14 protein-coding genes are annotated in these 18,458 nt (G+C 61.6%); 10 read left to right on the top strand and 4 right to left on the bottom strand.

The window, feature by feature from the left end; all coding sequences use genetic code 11:
* Positions 1 to 69 precede the first annotated feature (69 nt).
* A complete protein-coding gene (locus AB5Y51_RS15175) occupies positions 70 to 2,604 on the top strand; it encodes an RND family transporter (RefSeq protein ID WP_080768069.1) in 2,535 nt (844 codons plus the stop codon).
* A 238-nt stretch (positions 2,605 to 2,842) separates the two neighbouring features.
* On the opposite strand, the gene AB5Y51_RS15180 is transcribed toward AB5Y51_RS15175, so the two are convergent.
* A complete protein-coding gene (locus AB5Y51_RS15180) occupies positions 2,843 to 3,895 on the bottom strand; it encodes an AraC family transcriptional regulator (RefSeq protein ID WP_368178692.1) in 1,053 nt (350 codons plus the stop codon).
* A 298-nt stretch (positions 3,896 to 4,193) separates the two neighbouring features.
* Here AB5Y51_RS15180 and AB5Y51_RS15185 point away from each other — a divergent pair, with 298 nt between their 5' ends.
* The 3 genes from AB5Y51_RS15185 (at position 4,194) to AB5Y51_RS15195 (ending at position 8,168) form a co-directional block, all read left to right on the top strand.
* The gene (locus AB5Y51_RS15185; RefSeq protein ID WP_039038781.1) at positions 4,194 to 4,775 is read left to right on the top strand and encodes an alpha/beta hydrolase; all 582 of its coding nucleotides are present in this window, start codon (positions 4,194 to 4,196) and stop codon (positions 4,773 to 4,775) included.
* Between the two features lie 59 nt (positions 4,776 to 4,834).
* Positions 4,835 to 6,493: a fatty acid--CoA ligase gene (locus AB5Y51_RS15190; protein ID WP_323883276.1), complete on the top strand. Its 1,659-nt coding sequence runs from the start codon at positions 4,835 to 4,837 to the stop codon at positions 6,491 to 6,493.
* Positions 6,494 to 6,614: 121 nt separating this feature from the next.
* A complete protein-coding gene (locus AB5Y51_RS15195) occupies positions 6,615 to 8,168 on the top strand; it encodes a PAS domain-containing methyl-accepting chemotaxis protein (RefSeq protein WP_039038779.1) in 1,554 nt (517 codons plus the stop codon).
* Positions 8,169 to 8,271: 103 nt separating this feature from the next.
* Here AB5Y51_RS15195 and AB5Y51_RS15200 read toward each other — a convergent pair whose 3' ends face one another.
* Entirely contained in the window at positions 8,272 to 9,864 is a 1,593-nt protein-coding gene (locus AB5Y51_RS15200) for an ABC transporter substrate-binding protein (RefSeq protein WP_368178693.1), read from the bottom strand.
* A gap of 88 nt (positions 9,865 to 9,952) precedes the next feature.
* On the opposite strand from AB5Y51_RS15200, the gene AB5Y51_RS15205 reads away from it, so the two are divergent.
* From AB5Y51_RS15205 to maiA, 6 genes are all read left to right on the top strand, one after another.
* Complete coding sequence (locus AB5Y51_RS15205) at positions 9,953 to 10,597, top strand: TIGR01621 family pseudouridine synthase (protein ID WP_042016970.1); 645 nt, start codon at positions 9,953 to 9,955, stop codon at positions 10,595 to 10,597.
* The gene (locus tag AB5Y51_RS15210; RefSeq protein ID WP_368178694.1) at positions 10,594 to 11,247 is read left to right on the top strand and encodes an HAD family hydrolase; all 654 of its coding nucleotides are present in this window, start codon (positions 10,594 to 10,596) and stop codon (positions 11,245 to 11,247) included. The genes AB5Y51_RS15205 and AB5Y51_RS15210 overlap by 4 nt, the downstream gene beginning before the upstream one ends.
* Before the next feature lie 239 nt (positions 11,248 to 11,486).
* Complete coding sequence (hppD, locus tag AB5Y51_RS15215) at positions 11,487 to 12,641, top strand: 4-hydroxyphenylpyruvate dioxygenase (RefSeq protein WP_319891474.1); 1,155 nt, start codon at positions 11,487 to 11,489, stop codon at positions 12,639 to 12,641.
* Positions 12,634 to 13,782, top strand: a complete 1,149-nt coding sequence (locus AB5Y51_RS15220; protein ID WP_171865208.1) for a homogentisate 1,2-dioxygenase — start codon at positions 12,634 to 12,636, stop codon at positions 13,780 to 13,782. The genes hppD and AB5Y51_RS15220 overlap by 8 nt, the downstream gene beginning before the upstream one ends.
* Before the next feature lie 10 nt (positions 13,783 to 13,792).
* Positions 13,793 to 14,791 carry a fumarylacetoacetate hydrolase family protein gene (locus tag AB5Y51_RS15225; protein ID WP_039038773.1) on the top strand — a complete coding sequence of 333 codons (999 nt, stop codon included), beginning with the start codon at positions 13,793 to 13,795 and terminating at the stop codon, positions 14,789 to 14,791.
* Between the two features lie 69 nt (positions 14,792 to 14,860).
* The gene (maiA, locus tag AB5Y51_RS15230; RefSeq protein ID WP_201890112.1) at positions 14,861 to 15,499 is read left to right on the top strand and encodes a maleylacetoacetate isomerase; all 639 of its coding nucleotides are present in this window, start codon (positions 14,861 to 14,863) and stop codon (positions 15,497 to 15,499) included.
* A 227-nt stretch (positions 15,500 to 15,726) separates the two neighbouring features.
* Here the strand turns inward: maiA and AB5Y51_RS15235 are convergent, their stop codons facing one another.
* The gene (locus tag AB5Y51_RS15235) at positions 15,727 to 16,527 is read right to left on the bottom strand and encodes an NYN domain-containing protein (protein ID WP_201890111.1); all 801 of its coding nucleotides are present in this window, start codon (positions 16,525 to 16,527) and stop codon (positions 15,727 to 15,729) included.
* A gap of 241 nt (positions 16,528 to 16,768) precedes the next feature.
* Complete coding sequence (gene asnB / locus AB5Y51_RS15240; RefSeq protein ID WP_041213050.1) at positions 16,769 to 18,433, bottom strand: asparagine synthase B; 1,665 nt, start codon at positions 18,431 to 18,433, stop codon at positions 16,769 to 16,771.
* Between the last annotated feature and the right edge of the window lie 25 nt (positions 18,434 to 18,458).

Consider the following 18,458-nt stretch of genomic DNA (forward strand, 5'->3'; position numbering starts at 1 on the left):
CGGTCACAAGTATTGCCAAATCAGGCTGTCACCGGATGACGGCCCAATAACGATAACGAGGATCCAGACATGGGCCATGTGAAGCAAGATGCGATGCCGGTGATCCGCGAGCTGGCGCAGTTCGACAGGCGCTCCGGCAACCTGCTGGAGCGGCTGGTGTTCAACCACAGAGCGCTGTTCATGCTAGTGATGACGCTGGCGACCCTGGTGTTTGGCTACATGGCGACGACTCGCCTGGCGTTGGCGCCCAGCTTCGAGAAGATGATCCCCCAGAGCCAGCCCTACATCAAAAACTTCCTGGAGAACCGCCAGTCCCTGCGTGGCCTCGGCAACTCGGTGCGGGTGGTGGTGGAGAACACCCAAGGGGACATCTTCGATCCCGGCTATCTTGGCGTGCTCAAGCGGGTCAATGACGAGCTGTTCCTCACCGAGGGGGTGGACCGCGCCTGGATGAAGTCCCTCTGGAGTCCGGCGGTGCGCTGGACCGAGGTGACCGAGGAGGGCTTCCAGGGCGGCCCCGTGATGCCGGACGCCTATCAGGGCAAGCCCGCCGACATCGAGCAGTTGCGCCAGAACATCAACCGGGCCGGTATCGTCGGCAGCCTGGTGGCGAGCGATTTTAAATCCACCATGCTGATCGTGCCCCTGCTTGACAAGGCATCGGCCACCGGCAAGCCCCTCAACTATCACGAGTTCTCCCAGCGCATCGAGAAGTTGCGCAGCCAGATCGAGTTCGACGGCAAGCCCCACAAGGCGGGAGAGGAGGGGACGGGTCAGTACAAGATCCGGGTCATCGGTTTTGCCAAGCTGGTCGGCGATCTCATCGATGGCCTCATTCAGGTGATCATGTTCTTCGCCCTGGCGGTGGCGACCTCGCTTCTCATCATCTTCCTCTACACCCGCTGCGTGCGCAGCACCCTGCTGGTGGTGGGTTGCTCGCTGATCGCCGTGGTGTGGCAGCTCGGCCTCGTCGCCTGGCTCGGCTACGCCATCGATCCCTATTCGGTGCTGGTGCCCTTCCTCATCTTCGCCATCGGGGTCTCCCACGCGGCCCAGAAGATGAACGGCATCATGCAGGACATCGCCCGCGGCACCCATCGCCTGATCGCCGCGCGCTACACCTTCCGCCGGCTGTTCCTGGCCGGAGTCACGGCGCTGCTCGCCGATGCGGTGGGCTTCGCGGTGCTGATGCTGATCGACATCCCGGTCATTCAGGATCTCGCCATCACCGCCAGCATCGGGGTGGCGGTGCTCATCTTCACCTCCCTGCTGTTGATGCCGGTGGCGCTCTCCTATGTGGGAGTGGGCCACAAGGCGGCCGAGCGGGCGCTGGCCATTGAAAATAACGCCGCCGCCAACCAGGGCTTCGGCAGGCTCTGGACGCTGCTGGACCGCTGCACCGAGCGCAAGTGGGCCACCTTTGTGGTGCTGCTGGGCCTGGCCATGGGGATCGGCGGCTACCTGGTCAGCCTGCACCTCAAGATTGGCGATCTGGACAGCGGCGCACCCGAGCTGCGCGCCGATTCGCGCTACAACAAGGACAACGGCTACATCACCAGCCACTATGCGCTCTCGAGCGATCTGTTCGCGGTGATGATCAAGACGGCGCCGGAGGGGTGTCTCAATTACCAGACCCTGATCCTGGCGGATCGCCTGGGCTGGGAGCTGCAGCAGCATCCCGGGGTGCAGGCCACCAGCTCCCTGGTCAATGCGGTGCGCCAGATCACCGCCGGCACCTATGAGGGCAACCCCAGGCTCGCCAGCATCCAGCGCAACCAGAACGTGTTGAACTACGCGGCCCAGCAGGCCTCGGTCAACAGCCCCGAGCTGTTCAACACCGACTGCTCCCTGATGCCGGTGATCGCCTACCTGAGGGATCACAAGGCCGAGACCCTGAGCGGCGTGGTGGCCATCGCCGAGCGGTTTGCCCGGGAGAACTCGTCGCCGGATCGCCAGTTCCTGCTGGCCGCGGGCTCGGCGGGCATCGAGGCGGCCACCAACCTGGTGGTGCACGAGGCGAACCGCACCATGCTGCTCTACGTCTACCTGGCGGTGACCGTCTTCTGCCTCATCACCTTCCGCAGCTGGCGGGCGACCGTGGTGGCCCTGGTGCCCCTGATGCTCACCTCTGTGCTGTGCGAGGCGCTGATGGTCTTCATGGGGATAGGCGTCAAGGTGGCGACCCTGCCGGTGATTGCGCTCGGGGTCGGCATCGGGGTGGACTACGCGCTCTACCTGCTGAGCGTGCAGTTGCACCATCAACGCCAGGGCATGTCGCTGGTGGAGTCCTATCGCCAGGCTGTGGCCTTCACCGGCCGGGTGGTGGGGCTGGTGGGCATCACCCTGGCCGCCGGCGTGGTGGGCTGGGTTTGGTCCCCCATCAAGTTCCAGGCCGACATGGGCATACTGCTCACCTTCATGTTCCTGTGGAACATGCTGGGGGCCCTGATAGGGGTGCCGGCACTCTCCTACTTCCTGCTGCGCGGCACCCAGCCCGCTCTGGCCGAAGCCGTTGAGAAGGCTGCTGCGCCCCGTGCGAGCGTCGACGCCTCCGCGCCCCAGGGGAGGATGAAGGCGGAACAGCTGCCGGCCGATGTCCGCTAGGGGCGGCAAGCCGAGATGTGAAGAGGGAGGCGACAAGCCTCCCTCTTCTTTTTTGGCGTGATCTGTTGAGGGGCCGGGTTGGATGGCAAAGGGATGCGGGAGTGTCGCGCTGCTGGCTTTCATGGCATCCCACTCGTTTCGCTGTCGATGGCGAGTGCCCCACATGATGGAAAGCGGAATGCAAAGAGGGAGGCCGCAGCCTCCCTCTTTAATTCAACGTCTGGCGAAGGAATGGTGTCTAGCCGTAGGCAAGGCTGGTGTGCGCGCTCTGGGTCACCTTGGGCACGCCCTTGTGGCGGGAGCGCCAGGTGGCGGGCGGCATGCCGAACTGGGCGTTGAACCAGCGGGTGAAGGAGCTCGGCATGGAGTAACCCAGCATGTCGGCGATGTGGCCCAGCGAATAGCCGGAGTTTTGCAGATAACGCATCACCAGATCCCGGCGCACGTCGTTGACCAGCTCGCTGAAGGTGGCACCGCTCTCCTCCAGATGGCGCTGCAGGGTGCGCACGTTCATGCCCAGGGTGCGGGCTATCTGCTCTATGGTGGCGCGCCCCATGGGCAGCAGCAGGTAGATGGCCTTGCGCACGTCAGTCATCAGGGATTGCTGGGTCTCCACCAGCAGGGTGTCGAGGTACTGGCGCGCATGGCGGGCCATGGCCTGGTTGGCCAGGGGGTTGGGGATGTCCAGATCCGCTGACTGACAGACGATGCCGTTGAACTCGCTGCCAAATTCCAGCTTGCAGCCGAACAGCCGCTTGTGGATGGAGAGATCCGCCGGCGCGTCATGGGTGAAGTTGACGCTGATGGGATGCCAGTTCGCCCCGACCCCGACCTGGGCCGCGCAGAAGCGATACATGACGCCGACAGCAAGCTCGGTGGCCTGGCGCGAGGGCATGGGGGCGTCGGTGATGATCTCCTCGCGAATGATCACCGCCTTGCCCGCCTCCTCGATGAAGATGGCCAGGGCGTTATTGAACAGATGGATGTATTGCACCATCACCTGCAAGCCCTCGCGCAGGTTGGGCTGATAGCTCAGCAGCAGGCTCACCTCGCCAAAGTCCGACAGCTGGCGATGCTCCGCCATGCGCAGCCCCAGGCTATGGCAGTCGCCGGTGCGGGCGGTGAGCTCCAGCAAGTTGATGATGGTGGAGACCGGGATGCGCTGATTGGGCACATCCAGAATGGAGGCACTGAGGCCGGCTTGCGACAACAGGTGGGGGGTATTGAGGCCCAGTTGGCGGGCGACATCGAGGTAGTTGGTGAGGGTAGCGGCTCTGGCAAGAAGGGTCATGATGCAGTTCCCATGGCGACAGCTCATCTGCTGGTTGTTAACCGTTTTTTATCATTTTGATTACATCATGGGAAGGCTTATTAACCTATCTGTTAGTCGCAGATCCCAGGGGGTGAGCTCGCTCACAGTCCGCTTCCGATGGCATCCAGGCCCAGCGATCGCCGCCTTGTCCGGCCGAGTCTCTGTCGCAAAAAGACAACTTCATGGCATCCAAGGTAAAGCAGCCGGGGGCCCGGCACCTTACTGTGGTCCCGATGTCATCCGGCCGTCGCCGGAGCGCCTGAACAGGGGAAGATACATGAAGGAATGTCAGCCCGAGGCCACCGTATTGATCGTGCCCGGCCTGCGTGAACACGTGGCGGATCACTGGCAGACCCTGCTCGCCGAGAGGCTTGACAAGGTGGTGACGGTGCCGCCGCTCGCCTCGGACAAGCTCAACTGCCAGGCCAGGGTCGAGGCCATCGAGTCGGCGATCGCCGCCATCGAGGGCCCGGTGATCCTGGTGGCCCACAGCGCCGGGGTGCTGATGGTGGCCCACTGGGCTGCCCAGTACGGCGCTGTCAGTCAGCACAGGATAAAGGGCGCCCTGCTGGTGACGCCACCGGATCTGGATGCCGACTGGCCCTCCCACTATCCCAGCAAGGAGGCCATGGCGGCCGGCGGTTGGCACCCCTTGCCCCGTATGACGCTGCCGTTCCCGAGTCTGGTAGTGCTGAGTCACAACGATCCCCTGGCGAGCCCTGCGGCGGTGCGTGCCCTGGCCGGGGAGTGGGGGAGCGAGCTGGTGGATGCCGGGGCGGTGGGACACCTCAATCCGGCGAGCGGATTTGGCCCCTGGCCAGAGGCCGAGGCCTTGCTCGGGCGTCTCGACGCCCGCTAACTCAGATGGTGAGGGGAGACGGCTCCCCTGCGCCCAAACACGAATCGGAAGGAGTCCGTATGGTGAAGACAAGGATCATACCGCCAGCCCAGGGAGCCCATGCTTATCCCTTGCTGATCAAGAGCCTGCTGTTGTCCGGGGTGCGCCATCACCCGGGCCGGGAGATCGTATACGCAGATCGGCTGCGCTACGACTACCGCACCCTCAATCAGCGCATCCACCGGCTGGCCAACCTGTTGACCGCCTCGGGCATTGGACCGGGGGACACGGTGGCCCTGCTGGACTGGGACAGCCACCGCTCCCTCGAGTGCTTCTTCGCGGTACCCATGATAGGCGCCGTGCTGCACACGGTGAATGTGCGCCTGTCGCCGGAGCAGATCGCCTTTACCATGCACCACGCCGAGGATCACCTGGTGCTGGTCCATGACGACTTCCTGCCCATGATGGACTCCATTCAGGAGAAGCTGCCCACGGTGCGCGGTTACATCCGGCTGACCGATGGGGAGTCGCCCTCTACCGGATTGCCCCTGCTCGGGGAGTACGAGACGCTGCTGGCCGGGGCGGACGACCAGTTCGACTTCCCCGACTTCGACGAGGAGTCGGTGGCGACCCTGTTCTACACCACGGGCACCACCGGGGATCCCAAGGGGGTCTACTTCAGTCACCGCCAGCTGGTGCTGCACACCCTCAACGAACTGGGCACCCTGGCGGCCCATGCGGGCCAGTCGCTGCTTTGCTCCGACGACGTCTACATGCCCATCACACCCATGTTCCACGTCCATGCCTGGGGCGTCCCCTATGTGGCGACCATGCTGGGGGTGAAGCAGGTCTACCCGGGGCGCTACGAGCCGAACAAGCTGGTCAAGCTCTATCGCGACGAGGGGGTGAGCTTCTCCCACTGCGTGCCGACCATATTGCAGATGATCCTGGACTGCGAGGAGGCCAGGCAGACCTCGTTCGAGGGCTGGAAGATGCTGCTGGGGGGCAGTGCGCTGCCGCTCGGGCTGGCGACCCAGGCGAGCCAGAAGGGGATACGGGTGCACGCCGGCTACGGCATGTCGGAGACCTGCCCGCTGTTGTGCGTGGTGCACCTCGCTCCCGAGGAGCTGGCGCTGCCCATGGCGGAGCAACTGCCGCTGCGGATCAAGACCGGAAAGCCCATCGGCCTGGTGGACTTGCGCATCGTCGATACCGAGGGCAAGGATCTGCCCCACGACGGTGAGGCCATGGGGGAGATAGTGGTGCGCGCCCCCTGGCTGGCCCAGGGCTACCTGAAGGAGCCCGCCAAGGGGGCTGAGCTGTGGGATGGCGGCTGGCTGCACACCGGGGACGTGGCCTCCATCACCCCGGACGGCACGGTGGAGATCAAGGACCGCATCAAGGACGTGATCAAGACAGGTGGCGAGTGGATAAGCTCGCTGGCGCTGGAGAGCCTCATCAGCGCCCATTGCGGGGTGCATTCGGTGGCCGTAGTGGGGGTGCCGGACGAGCAGTGGGGGGAGCGCCCGTTGGCCCTGGTGGTCGGCAAGGAGGGGACGAACCTGGATCCCCAGGCCATCAAGGCGCACCTGCAGGGGTTCGTCGACAGTGGTCGCATCAATCGCTGGGCCATTCCGCGCCAGATCCGCATAGTGCAGGAGATCCCCAAGACCAGTGTCGGCAAGGTGAACAAGAAGCTGATCCGGGAGCGCGAGTGCCATCCGGCGGTGGAGAACTGAGGGCGCCGTCATAGATCCAGAGGACGGCCTCTCAGTCATCCCCACTGTCTGAGGGGCCTTGTTGGCCGGGCTGCCATGGCTTGACTACGATAACTGAGTTATCACACAAGAGGCGTGCGCCATGAACAGAACCCAGATTCATCTCGTTGATGAAGAGGTGGATTTTCCGTCCAGTGAACAGTTGGTTTCCACCACGGATCTTCAGGGGGTCATTACTTATGCCAATGACCACTTCTGCCGGGTGGCGGGATACAGCAGGGCAGAGATGATAGGCCAGCACCACAACATGGTTCGCCACCCGGACATGCCCAAGGCCGCCTTTGCTGACCTCTGGGGCAAGCTCAAGCAGGGCAAACCCTGGCGCGGCATGGTGAAAAACCGCTGCAAGGATGGGCGTTACTATTGGGTGGATGCCTATGTCACCCCCATCTTCGAGCAGGGGCGGATCAATGGCTACCAGTCGGTCCGCAGTCGCGCCGCGCCGGAGATGAAAGCCGTGGCCGGGCGCACCTATGCCAGATTGAAGAGCGTGGAGCGGGGGGAGCGAAAGGGCGGATTGAGCCTGCGCCCGATGCGCCACGGGCTGGCCATCGTCGGTGTCTTGCTGATGCTGGCGGGGGGAGCCTATCTGATGGGGCCCTGGGGGCCGCTGTTCACCCTGTTGCCCCTCTTGTGGCTGGCCCTGATCTATCGTGACACCCTCATCACTACCCCCCGTTATCTGCGACAGCTCGCGGACGAATATGACAGCCTGACCCGGCTCATCTATTCGGGGGAGGATGCCAGTGCCATTGCAGACTTCCACATCAAGCTGTTGCAGGCCAGGATCCGCACCGTCCTTGGACGAGTGGACGATGCGACCCTCTCCCTGCAGGATCTCGCGGTGCATCTGAAAACAGCCTCCAGCGAGGCGAGCGCCGACATCGCCGAACAGGATGTCCAGACCCAGCAGGTGGCGACGGCCATCACCGAGATGGCGGCGACAGCCCACGAGATTGCCCGCAATATCCTGGAGACGGACAACCAGATAGCTCAGGCCAAGGCGCACTGCCAACACACCGACCAGCAGTTGGAAGATACCCAGCACAGGGTGACGGAGCTGGCCACCCAGGCAGAGCATGCCTTCACGGCCGCCGTGGCACTGGCGGAGGAGTCGGATCGCATCGGTGTGCTGATGAGCGAGATCCAGGGCATTGCGGATCAGACCAATCTGCTGGCGCTTAACGCCGCCATCGAGGCGGCGCGGGCAGGGGAGCAGGGGCGAGGATTTGCGGTGGTGGCGGACGAGGTACGAACCCTCTCCACGCGCACCCACAAGGCGACCGAGCAGATCCAGAGCAGCATAGGCCAGATCCAGCGTACCTTGAACGGCTGGAAGGGAATGATGCAGCAGAACCTGCAACAGACCCAATCCTGCGTGACCCTGACCCGCCAGGGATCAGAGAGCCTGCATCAGGTGCTGGCGGAAATAGAACGGGTGGTGGACCTCTCGGCCCAGATCTCGACGGCGGCAGAGGAGCAGCAGGCGGTAGTGGAGGACATCAGCCGCAACGTCAACGCCATCTCCCAGCACTCCCACACCAACAGCAACAAGATGCAGGACATGGATGCCTCGAGCGACATCCTGCTCACCAAGGCTCGCCAGCTCAAATCCCTGGGGCAGACCTTCGGGTAAGAGCGGTCAGACTCATGCAATGCAGGAAGGCCACCCCTGGGGTGGCCTTCTTGTTTATTGGTTTCATGGGGGTATCGGCTCTGTGTGCCGGGAGATGAGCCAGTCAGCCGGACTGCTCCGCCAGCGTGATGACGCGGCCACCCTTGTCACAATACATGGCCCTGTCGGCCTGGATGAGCCACTGTTCCGGGCTCCAGTCATGCTGGTAGTGGCTGACGCCGATGCTGATGCCCACCTGCATCGGCTGGTCATTGACCACGAAGGGGGCCTGCATGGCCTGGCGGATCACGGCGGTGACCTCCTCTGCCTGACGAATATCGTAGCCCGGCAGCAGCAGGATGAACTCGTCCCCCGCCAAGCGGGCAAAATAGCACTGGTGGCCGATGGCGTCGTGGATCCGTCTGGCCAGCTGGCAGAGGATGGCATCCCCCTGGCTGTGGCCGAAGTTGTCGTTGATGCGCTTGAAGTCATTGAGATCGCAAAACAGCAGGCAGCCCGGATTGTCGCTTTGTACCTGGTGTTTCAACTGCTCCATCAGGCTCAGGCGATTGGGCAGCCCGGTAAGGGGATCGAGGCGGGCCAGTTGCAGTATCTCCTGCTCTCGCTGCTTGCGCAGGGCCACTTCCTGGTTGAGCCGCTTGTTGCTCATCAGAAGATAGAGGGAGAGCAGCAGGATGAGACCACCAACACCCAGGCTCAGCAGGAACCAGGGGCGCCAGAAGATCCACTGTTCTGAGGGGACCTGATAGAGGAAACGGGTCAGGGAGACCGGCTTGGCAAGGAGGCCTATCTCCACCAGCTGCTGCATGATGTGAGCGAAGCGATCCGGATTCATATACCCGATCTCCACATAGAGCGGCTGGATCATCTCCTTGCTCATCTGCAACTCGTATTCCATGTGGGCCTGGCTGCGGTTGACGCCATACTCCGTGCGCAGCAGGGCGATGGCTTCCTCGGGGTGGGTGAGGGCATAGCGCCATCCCTTGAGGCTGGCTGCACGAAAACGTGCCACCCGCTCCGGATTGAGCCGCTCCTGTGCCTGGGTGGTGAAGAGAATGTCGCTGTAGAAATCGATGCCGTAGTTGCGAGGGTTGATGACGGACACCGAGATGCCGCGCTCTTCCAGATAGAAGGGCTCATTGCTCAGATAGGCGTTGAAGATGTCTACCCGGCCGGCGATCAGATCGTCGATGTTGACCGAAGTGGGTACCGGGATGAGCTGGCGCTCGTGAAGCCCCTGATAGTAGAGGGTGGCCAGCAGTTCGGCATCCTGATGACCCGGAAACATCATGATCCGTTTGCCACGCATGTCCGCAACGGTGAGAATGCCGCTGTCGCGGCGTGCCAGGAAGATGGAGGGAGAGTGCTGGTAGACGCTGGCCAGCGCCAGCAGCGGCTTGCCCTGGGCGTAGTGGGTCAGCACCTCGGTGTTGCCGACGCCAAAGTCGGCGCGTCCGGCCAGCACCTCCTGAACCGGACTTATTCCCTTGCCACCTGGCCTTATCTCGACATCCAGACCAGCGTCGGCGTAATACCCCTTGGCCTTGGCCATGTGATAGCCCACAAACTGGGGCTGATGCAGCCAGCGCAACTGCAATACCACCTTCTCCGGCAGATCACGTGTCCGTTCACTGGCCTGGAGGGGCGAGAAGCAAGTGATGCCAAGCAACAACAGCCAAAACAGGCATTTTTTCATTCGTGCGATTCTTGTGCTGAGGGTCCATGAAGATGGCCTGCAGGCCTGCATTCAAGTTGTTAACAAATAACATTCTAAAGGGTTATACATGTACCGGATACAATTGCAGCACAAAGATTTCATGGTGATCAACAAGCGTCCGGGCATTGGCATGCACGATGATGCCGGCGAGCCGGGTCTCGTCAATCGGGTCAGAATGGATACCGGTCTTGACCTCTATCCGGTCCATCGACTGGACAAGATGACCTCTGGGCTGGTGCTGCTGGCCCGCACCCCCGAAGCGAATCGCGCCCTCAGCATGGCTTTCGCGGCGCGGGAAGTGAGCAAGCAGTATCTGGCCCTCTCCGATCGCAAACCGAAGAAGAAGCAGGGCTGGGTGAAGGGGGACATGGAGAAAGGGCGAGGCGGCAGCTGGATGCTGAGCCGCACCCAGGATAACCCGGCCATCAGCTGGTTCGATTCTGTCTCGGTGCGCGAGGGGCTGCGTCTTTATCGCATCAAGCCCCGGACCGGCAAGACCCACCAGATCCGGGTGGCCTTGAAGAGCGTGGGAGCCCCCATCCTCGGGGATGAGCGTTACGGCGGCACGGCGGCGGATCGCGGTTATCTGCACGCCTGGCGCCTCGCCTTCACCCTGGCAGGTGAGAGCTTCGATCTCGTCTGTCCGCCCGATGAGGGGGCGCTGTTCCTCCTGCCCGAGTTGCATGCCGCCATCGCGGAGATCTCCGAATGAGCGCTGCAACCGCGAGAGTCCCAGCCCGCGGCTGGATCCTGGCCGACTTCGATGACACCCTGGCGCCGGATGACAGCCATGCGGGGTTGCTGCGTTTCATCTTGCGCCGCCGTCTCTGGCCGCTGCTGCTGTGGCCACTGATGGCGTTCGGTGCCGTGATCTATCTGCTGCCAGGTCAGCGCAGTCGCGGCATTGCACTCATCTGGTGGGCCATCACCCTCGGGCTATCCCCCCTGGCCTGGCGCGCCCTGGTACGGCAGTACAGCCTGACCCGGCCCGGCCTGTATCGGGAGGCGCGAGCCCTCCTGACGGGGGAGGGGGGCCGCTGTTGGGCCATCTCCGCCAGTCCCCGCGCCCTGGTCCGTGCCCAGCTCCATCGTCAACTGCCAAGGCTTCCTCACCGCATCATCGGCTCGCGGATGGGTTACCGTTTCGGCGGCCTGGTGCCGAGCTTCTATTGCCATGGCAGGCACAAGCTGCTGCCCGAGCTCCTGACCCTGGAGGCCGCACTCACCCTGAGTGACAGCCTGCACGATCTGCCCCTGCTGGCGTTGGGGGAGCAAGCCTGGCTCATCAACCCGCAAAGGACTCGATTGCTAAAGGCGAGGGCGGTACTGCCCCATATCGAACCCTGTTATTGGTCGCTGTAAGGCAAAGCTGACAGCCTTGCGGGACGCTAACGAGCGCAGTGCAAGGCTGGGTCTTTGCTGTCACATTTCATTTACATTTTTTGGCGCGGATCCCCGCCAAACTATCTGAACGCCGCCCCTTCTCATTCCCTACACTCGCCACTCTAATGAAACAAGTTGTTAACAATGCCGTGCGGGCTGCCTGTCGAGCCCTTGCGGCGTGACCCGTTTCGTTATCAGTTCATCGCAAGGAGCGCATCATGACCACCCCCTCCTCCCGTACTCACACCATCAACCCCCTTGGCACCGACGGGTTTGAGTTCGTCGAGTACACGGCGCCGGATCTCAAGGGCATTGCGGCCCTCAAGGCGCTGTTCGTCTCACTGGGCTTTGCCGAAGTGGCCAAGCACAGGCACAAGCAGTGCTGGCTCTATCGCCAGGGGGACATCAACTTCGTGGTCAATGCCGAGCCCCACTCCCAGGCGGAGGAGTTTGCACGGGCCCATGGTCCGAGCGTGTGCGGCATGGCGTTTCGGGTGAGCGATGCCGGCCGTGCCCAGCAGTACGCCATTGGCCAGGGGGCCAAGCCGTTTGTGGGCAAAATCGGCCCCATGGAGCTCAACATCCCCGCCATCTACGGCATCGGCGAGAGCACCCTCTCCTTTGTCGATCGCTATGGCGAGCGGGGCTCCATCTATGACGTGGACTTTATCTTCTACCCCGACTGGCAGGCCCGCATGGCCGAGGTGGACGCGGGGCTCTATGAGATCGACCACCTGACCCACAACGTCCATCGCGGCAACATGAACCTCTGGTCGAATTTCTACGAGCGGATCGGCAACTTCCGGGAAATCCGCTACTTCGACATCGAGGGCAAGCTGACCGGATTGCACTCGCGCGCCATGACGGCCCCCTGCGGCAAAATTCGCATTCCCATCAACGAGTCGGCGGACGACAAGTCCCAGATAGAGGAGTACCTGCGCCAGTACAAGGGGGAGGGGATCCAGCACATCGCGCTCGCCTCTGCCGACATCTATCACACCATCCGCACGCTCAGAGGGCGGGGAACCGGCTTCATGCCGACGCCGGACACCTACTACGAGAAGGTGGACAGCCGGGTCGCGGGTCATCAGGAGGATCTGGCCGCGCTGAAGGCGCTGCGCATCCTCATCGACGGCTCGCCGACGAAGGACGGCATCCTGCTGCAGATCTTCACGGACACCGTCATCGGTCCCGTGTTCTTCGAGATCATCCAGCGCAAGGGCAACGAGGGCTTTGGTGAGGGCAACTTCCAGGCATTGTTCGAATCCATCGAGCTGGACCAGATCCGCCGTGGCGTGCTGGACGGATCCACGCAAGGGGAGGTGAACAATGTAGCGCAGGGCCAGAAAAACGGAGAACCGAGCGATGCGTAACTGGATAAGCTTCCCCCATCGGGAGGGAACCCACTCCCGCCAGGCCCATGCCGATCTGCCGGAGCAGGCCATCTATGAGCGCGAACTGGGGCGCTCGGGCTTCTTCGGTCCGGCCACCCACATGCACCACAAGCACGCTCCCACCGACTGGGTCAACTGGGAGGGGCCGCTTCGGCCACGGGCGTTTGATCTGAACGATCTGCAGGAGGAGGTGAGCTCCCTCTCCCCCTGGGTGATGCCGGATATCCTCAGCAACCCCCACTGCCGCTACCGCATCTGGCGCCTGCATGAGCCCATGCCGTTTCTAGTGCGAAACGCCGATGGCGACGAGCTCCTGTTCATTCACGAGGGGAGCGGCGAGTTCTACTGCGACTACGGGCACCTCATCTTGAGAGATGGCGACTATGTGGTGATCCCCCGTGGCACCATGTGGCGCATCGAGCCCACCGCGCCCCTCTTCATCCTGATGATCGAGGCGACGGAAGACAGTTATCAGCTGCCGGACAAGGGACTGGTGGGCAATCACGCCATCTTCGATCCGGCGGCCCTGGACGTGCCCGCCATCAATGAGCGCTTCCTGGCCCAGCAGGATGAAAACCCCTGGTCGCTGCAGATCAAGCGCCACGATCAGGTCTCGGTCGTCACCTGGCCGTTCAACCCGCTGGATGCACAAGGGTGGCACGGGGACTTGTGCGTGGTGCGCCTCAACTGGCGGGATATCCGCCCGCTGATGAGCCACCGCTACCACCTGCCTCCCTCGGCCCACTCCACCTTCGTGGCGAGCCGTTTTGTCATCTGCACCTTCGTGCCGCGTCCCATCGAGAGCGACCCAGGTGCCCTGCGGGTGCCCTTCTACCACAGCAACGACGACTTCGACGAAGTGCTCTTCTACCACGCCGGGGACTTCTTCAGCCGGGACAACATCAAGCGGGGCATGGTCACCTTCCACCCTGCCGGCTTCACCCATGGTCCCCATCCCAAGGCCTTTGCGGCGGGGCTGGCCCATGCCAAGACCTTCACCGACGAGGTGGCGGTGATGCTCGACACCCGTGATGCCCTGGCCGTCGGCCCGATCTGCGAAGGGGTCGAACACCCCGGTTATGTCACCAGCTGGCAGCGTCCAGAGACGCTCGGCAAATAAGGAATTCGATATGAAACTGGCAACCCTGAACAATGGCAAGCGCGACGGCGCCCTGGTGGTGGTGAGCCGCGATCTGGCGCGCGCCGTCCATGTGACGACCATTGCCCCGACCCTGCAGTCGGCCCTCGACCAGTGGGGCGAAGTGGCGCCGCAATTGGCGAAGGTTTATCAGCGACTCAACGAGGGCGCCTGCCCCGACGCCTTCCCCTTCGATGAGGAGGCGTGCCTCTCCCCGCTGCCTCGCGCCTACCAGTGGATTGACGGCAGTGCCTACGTCAATCACGTGGAGCTGGTGCGCAAGGCGCGCGGCGCCGACATGCCAGAAAGCTTCTGGCACGATCCCCTGATGTATCAGGGAGGCTCTGACAGCTTCCTGCCGCCCCGTGGCCCCATCGTGATGGGCTCCGAGGAGTGGGGTATCGACTTCGAGTCGGAAGTCGCCGTCATCACCGACGACGTGCCCATGGGCACCTGTTCGCAGGGGGCGGCGAGCCACATCAAGCTCTTGATGCTGGTCAACGACGTGAGCCTGCGCAACCTCATCCCCGGGGAGCTTGCCAAGGGCTTCGGCTTCTTCCAGTCCAAGCCCTCCAGCAGCTTCTCGCCGGTGGCCATCACCCCGGACGAGCTGGGGGATGACTGGCGCGATGGCAAGGTCCACCTGCCCCTGGTGACCTACCTCAACGGCGCCCTGTTCGGGCAGCCCGACGCCGGGGTGGACATGACCTTCAACTTTGATGAGCTGATTGCCCATGCCGCCAAGACAAGGCCGCTCGGGGCGGGCTGCATCATCGGCTCGGGCACCGTATCCAACTACGACAGAAGCCGGGGATCCTCCTGCCTTGCCGAGCGGCGGATGCTGGAAATTATCGAGTCAGGTCAAGCCACTACACCCTTTCTGCGCTTTGGTGATACAGTGTCCATCGCGATGCAGGATCGCAACGGGATGAGTCTGTTTGGCACCATTTTGCAGCGGGTCACGCAAGCAACGGCCGAGCGGGCGAGCTAGGAGAGCCCGACCCCGGGAGGGGCGGGCGACACGGCAGGTGGCAGACACCTGCCACCACAGGGACACATTATGCTGCAGTTGTTTGGATATTGGCGCTCATCGGCCAGCTTTCGCGTGCGTTTGGTACTGCAACTCAAGGGGCTCGATTATGAGCAGCACCCGGTCAATTTGCGGCAGGGTGAGCAGAAGGAGAAGGCCTACCGCCGGGTCAATCCACAGGGGCTGGTGCCGTTTCTCGTGGACGATGACGTGCATCTGGGTCAGTCGGTGGCCATCATGGAGTACCTCGACGAGACCTATCCCGCCTACCCCCTGATGCCCTCCGCCCCCATCGAGCGTGCCCGGGTGCGCCAGATAGTCAACATGATCGCCTGTGACACCCACCCCCTCAATAACCTGCGCGTGCTGCACTACCTGGAGCAGGAGCTGGGGCAGAGCAAGATGGCGCGGGATGCCTGGTATCGCCACTGGATAGACGAGACCTTCACCGCACTGGAGCAGCTTCTCATGACCACCGCCGGCATCTATTGCGTGGGCAACGAGGTCACCCTGGCGGACTGCATGCTGGTGCCCCAGGTCTACAATGCCCGCCGCTTTGACATGACCCTGGATGACTACCCCACCATTGCTCGCATCGTCGCCAACTGCGAGCAGTTGCAGGCCTTTATCAAGGCCGCCCCCGCCAATCAACCGGATGCGCAGGGGTAACAATCGTATTTCACGCAAGCCAATGTTAGAAGGAGTTAATGATGGGGATTAAGCCTGGTCCAAAAAGAAAAAATGAAGATGGAACTCCGGATAAACGACAAAGGGTTACGCCTGAAAAGCAAAAAGATCATCCAGACCTGAAGCCGCATAAGCACAGGCCAGGTCATTGAGATGAAGGCAGCTTTATAAGCTGCCTTCATTATTGGCTAGCATCAGCGGAAGGTATGTCACTGTTTTGCACGAAGATATAAAACCTTTAGTGTTGATCCTGGCGCTGGTCGTTCCTCCGTAATAAATAAATCTGTCTTGGCTTTGACAAGATCTGACAGTTTTTTGAAGCCATAAAGCCTAGAGTCGAAATCAGGCTGCAGTTTTGTGAGGTAACTACCAAAGGTTCCTAATTGTGCCCAACCAGCATCGTCACTTGACTGTTCTAGTGCAGCCAAGAGGAAATTTGCAGGGAAAATTGGCTTTGTTTCTGAGGATGGCAGGTGTTCTGTCGGTTTATGTTCGTTTTCAATTTTTTTATCTAATATTATTTGTTGGGCTGCGGCACCTGGACGAAGGAATTCAGTAAACACAAACTTATGACAGGCATTGCGAAAAGCATCAGGAGTCTTCTTTTCACCAAAGCCAAGAACAGTAAGCCCTTCTTCACGTAGTCGCATAGCAAGACCAGTGAAATCAGAGTCGCTTGTTATCAGACAAAAGCCATCGAACTTTCGTGTGTAGAGCAAATCCATTGCGTCGATTATTAGGGTACTGTCAGTAGCATTTTTACCTGTGGTGTATGCGAACTGCTGGATAGGTTTTATGGCATATTGTTGTAAGACTTTTTTCCAAGATGCGCTTGTTGGCGCGGTGAAGTCGCCATAGATACGTTTCACCGTAGCCTCTCCAAATCGTGCAATTTCTGCTAACAGTCCCTCAATTACCGCAGCTTGGGCATTGTCTGCATCAATGAGCACGGCCAGGCGGAGGGTTGGCTCTTCTGCTTCAATTTTTGCAACCAGTCGTGGTGATACCAAGGTAACTCCTATGCTCTGACATTTTGGTTTAGAGCCGTAATTAGACTAAACTAACTAATCTCAATCGCATGTATATGAAAATAACTAACATCAAAACGATATTACTTAGCTGTGCAGAAATAATCCATCATAACTAGTGCGGGGTATCAAATAATTCTTTTCGGAATATATCTGAGTGATTATTAAAAGTAAAAAGCCCCTCTCAGGAGGGGCTTTTTGCTATCCGGGGCTGTGCCTTGGCTCAGTAACCCTGCTGGTGGACGTCCATCACGGCGCGACCGGAGGGGTCGGCCATCTCCTTGAACTTGGCATCCCATTCGAGCGCGGTCGGGGTGGAGCAGGCGACCGACTTGCCGTAGGGCACAGTGCGGGCGGCGGACTCCAGCGGGAAGTGCTCGTCAAAGATGGCGCGGTAGTAGTACGCCTCCTTGGTGAGCGGGGTATTGACGGGGAAGCGGAAGGCCGCCGCCTCGAACATCTGATCCGTCACCTCTTCCTCGACCATGGCTTTCAGGCTGTCAATCCAGGAGTAGCCCACGCCGTCGGAGAACTGCTCCTTCTGACGCCACGCCACTTCGTGGGGCAGCAGATCCTCGAAGGCTTCCCGCAGGATGTGCTTCTCGATCTTGCCCTTGCCGCACATCTTGTCGGCGGGATTGAGGCGCATCGCCACGTCCATGAACTCCTTGTCGAGGAAGGGCACGCGGCCTTCCACTCCCCAGGCGGCCATGGACTTGTTGGCCCGCAGGCAGTCATAGAGGTGCAGGGAGGCGAGCTTGCGCACGTTCTCCTCGTGGAACTCACGGGCGTTGGGGGCCTTGTGGAAGTAGAGGTAGCCGCCGAACAGCTCGTCGGAGCCCTCTCCCGACAGCACCATCTTGATGCCCATCGCCTTGATGTAGCGGGCCATCAGATACATGGGCGTGGAGGCGCGGATGGTGGTGACGTCATAGGTCTCGAGGTGATAGATGACGTCCCGCAGGGCATCCAGCCCTTCCTGCACGGTGAAGTGGATCTGGTGGTGGATGGTGCCCAGGTGATCGGCCACCTTGCGGGCGGCGGCGAGATCCGGCGACCCTTCCAGGCCGACGGCGAAGGAGTGCAGCTGGGGCCACCAGGCTTCGCTCTTGCCATCGTCTTCCACCCGGCGGGCGGCATAGAGCTTGGTGATGGCGGAGATGACGGAGGAGTCCAGACCACCGGAGAGCAGCACGCCATAGGGCACGTCGCACATCAGCTGGCGCTTGACCGCCGCTTCCAGCGCCGCTTTGAGCTCGGCCTTGTCGCTGACGTTGTGCTCGACCGGTGCGTATTCCATCCAGTCCCGTTTGTACCAAGTTTTAAGCTCGCCATCCTTGCTCCACAGGTAGTGTCCCGGCGGGAAGGTCTCGACGCTCTTGCACACGGGCACCAGGGCCTTCATCTCGGAGGCGACATAGAAGTTGCCGTGTTCGTCGCGGCCGGTATAGAGGGGGATGATCCCCATGTGGTCGCGACCAATCAGGTAGGCATCCTGCTCGGCGTCATAGAGGATGAAGGCGAAGATGCCGTTCAGATCGTCCAGGAACGCCGGGCCCTTTTCCTTGTAGAGGGCCAGCAGCACTTCACAGTCGGAGTGGGTCTGGAACTGGAAGTCGACCTTGAGGTTCTTCTCCAGCTCCTTGTGGTTGTAGATCTCGCCGTTGACGGCCAATACGTGTGTGCGCTCGGGGTTGTAGAGAGGCTGTGCGCCGTTGCCCGGATCGACGATGGCCAGGCGCTCGTGCACCAGGATGGCCTTGTCGGAGCTGTAGACGCCGGACCAGTCAGGCCCGCGGTGACGCAGTCGCTTGGACATCTCCAGGGCCGATTTGCGCAGGGCAGTGGCGTCGGTCTTGATGTCCAGAATGCCGAAAATAGAACACATTGGCGGTAATCCTCTTGATTTTTAT

The organism is Aeromonas sp. R7-1, assembly GCF_040908115.1.
Lineage (GTDB): Bacteria > Pseudomonadota > Gammaproteobacteria > Enterobacterales > Aeromonadaceae > Aeromonas > Aeromonas caviae.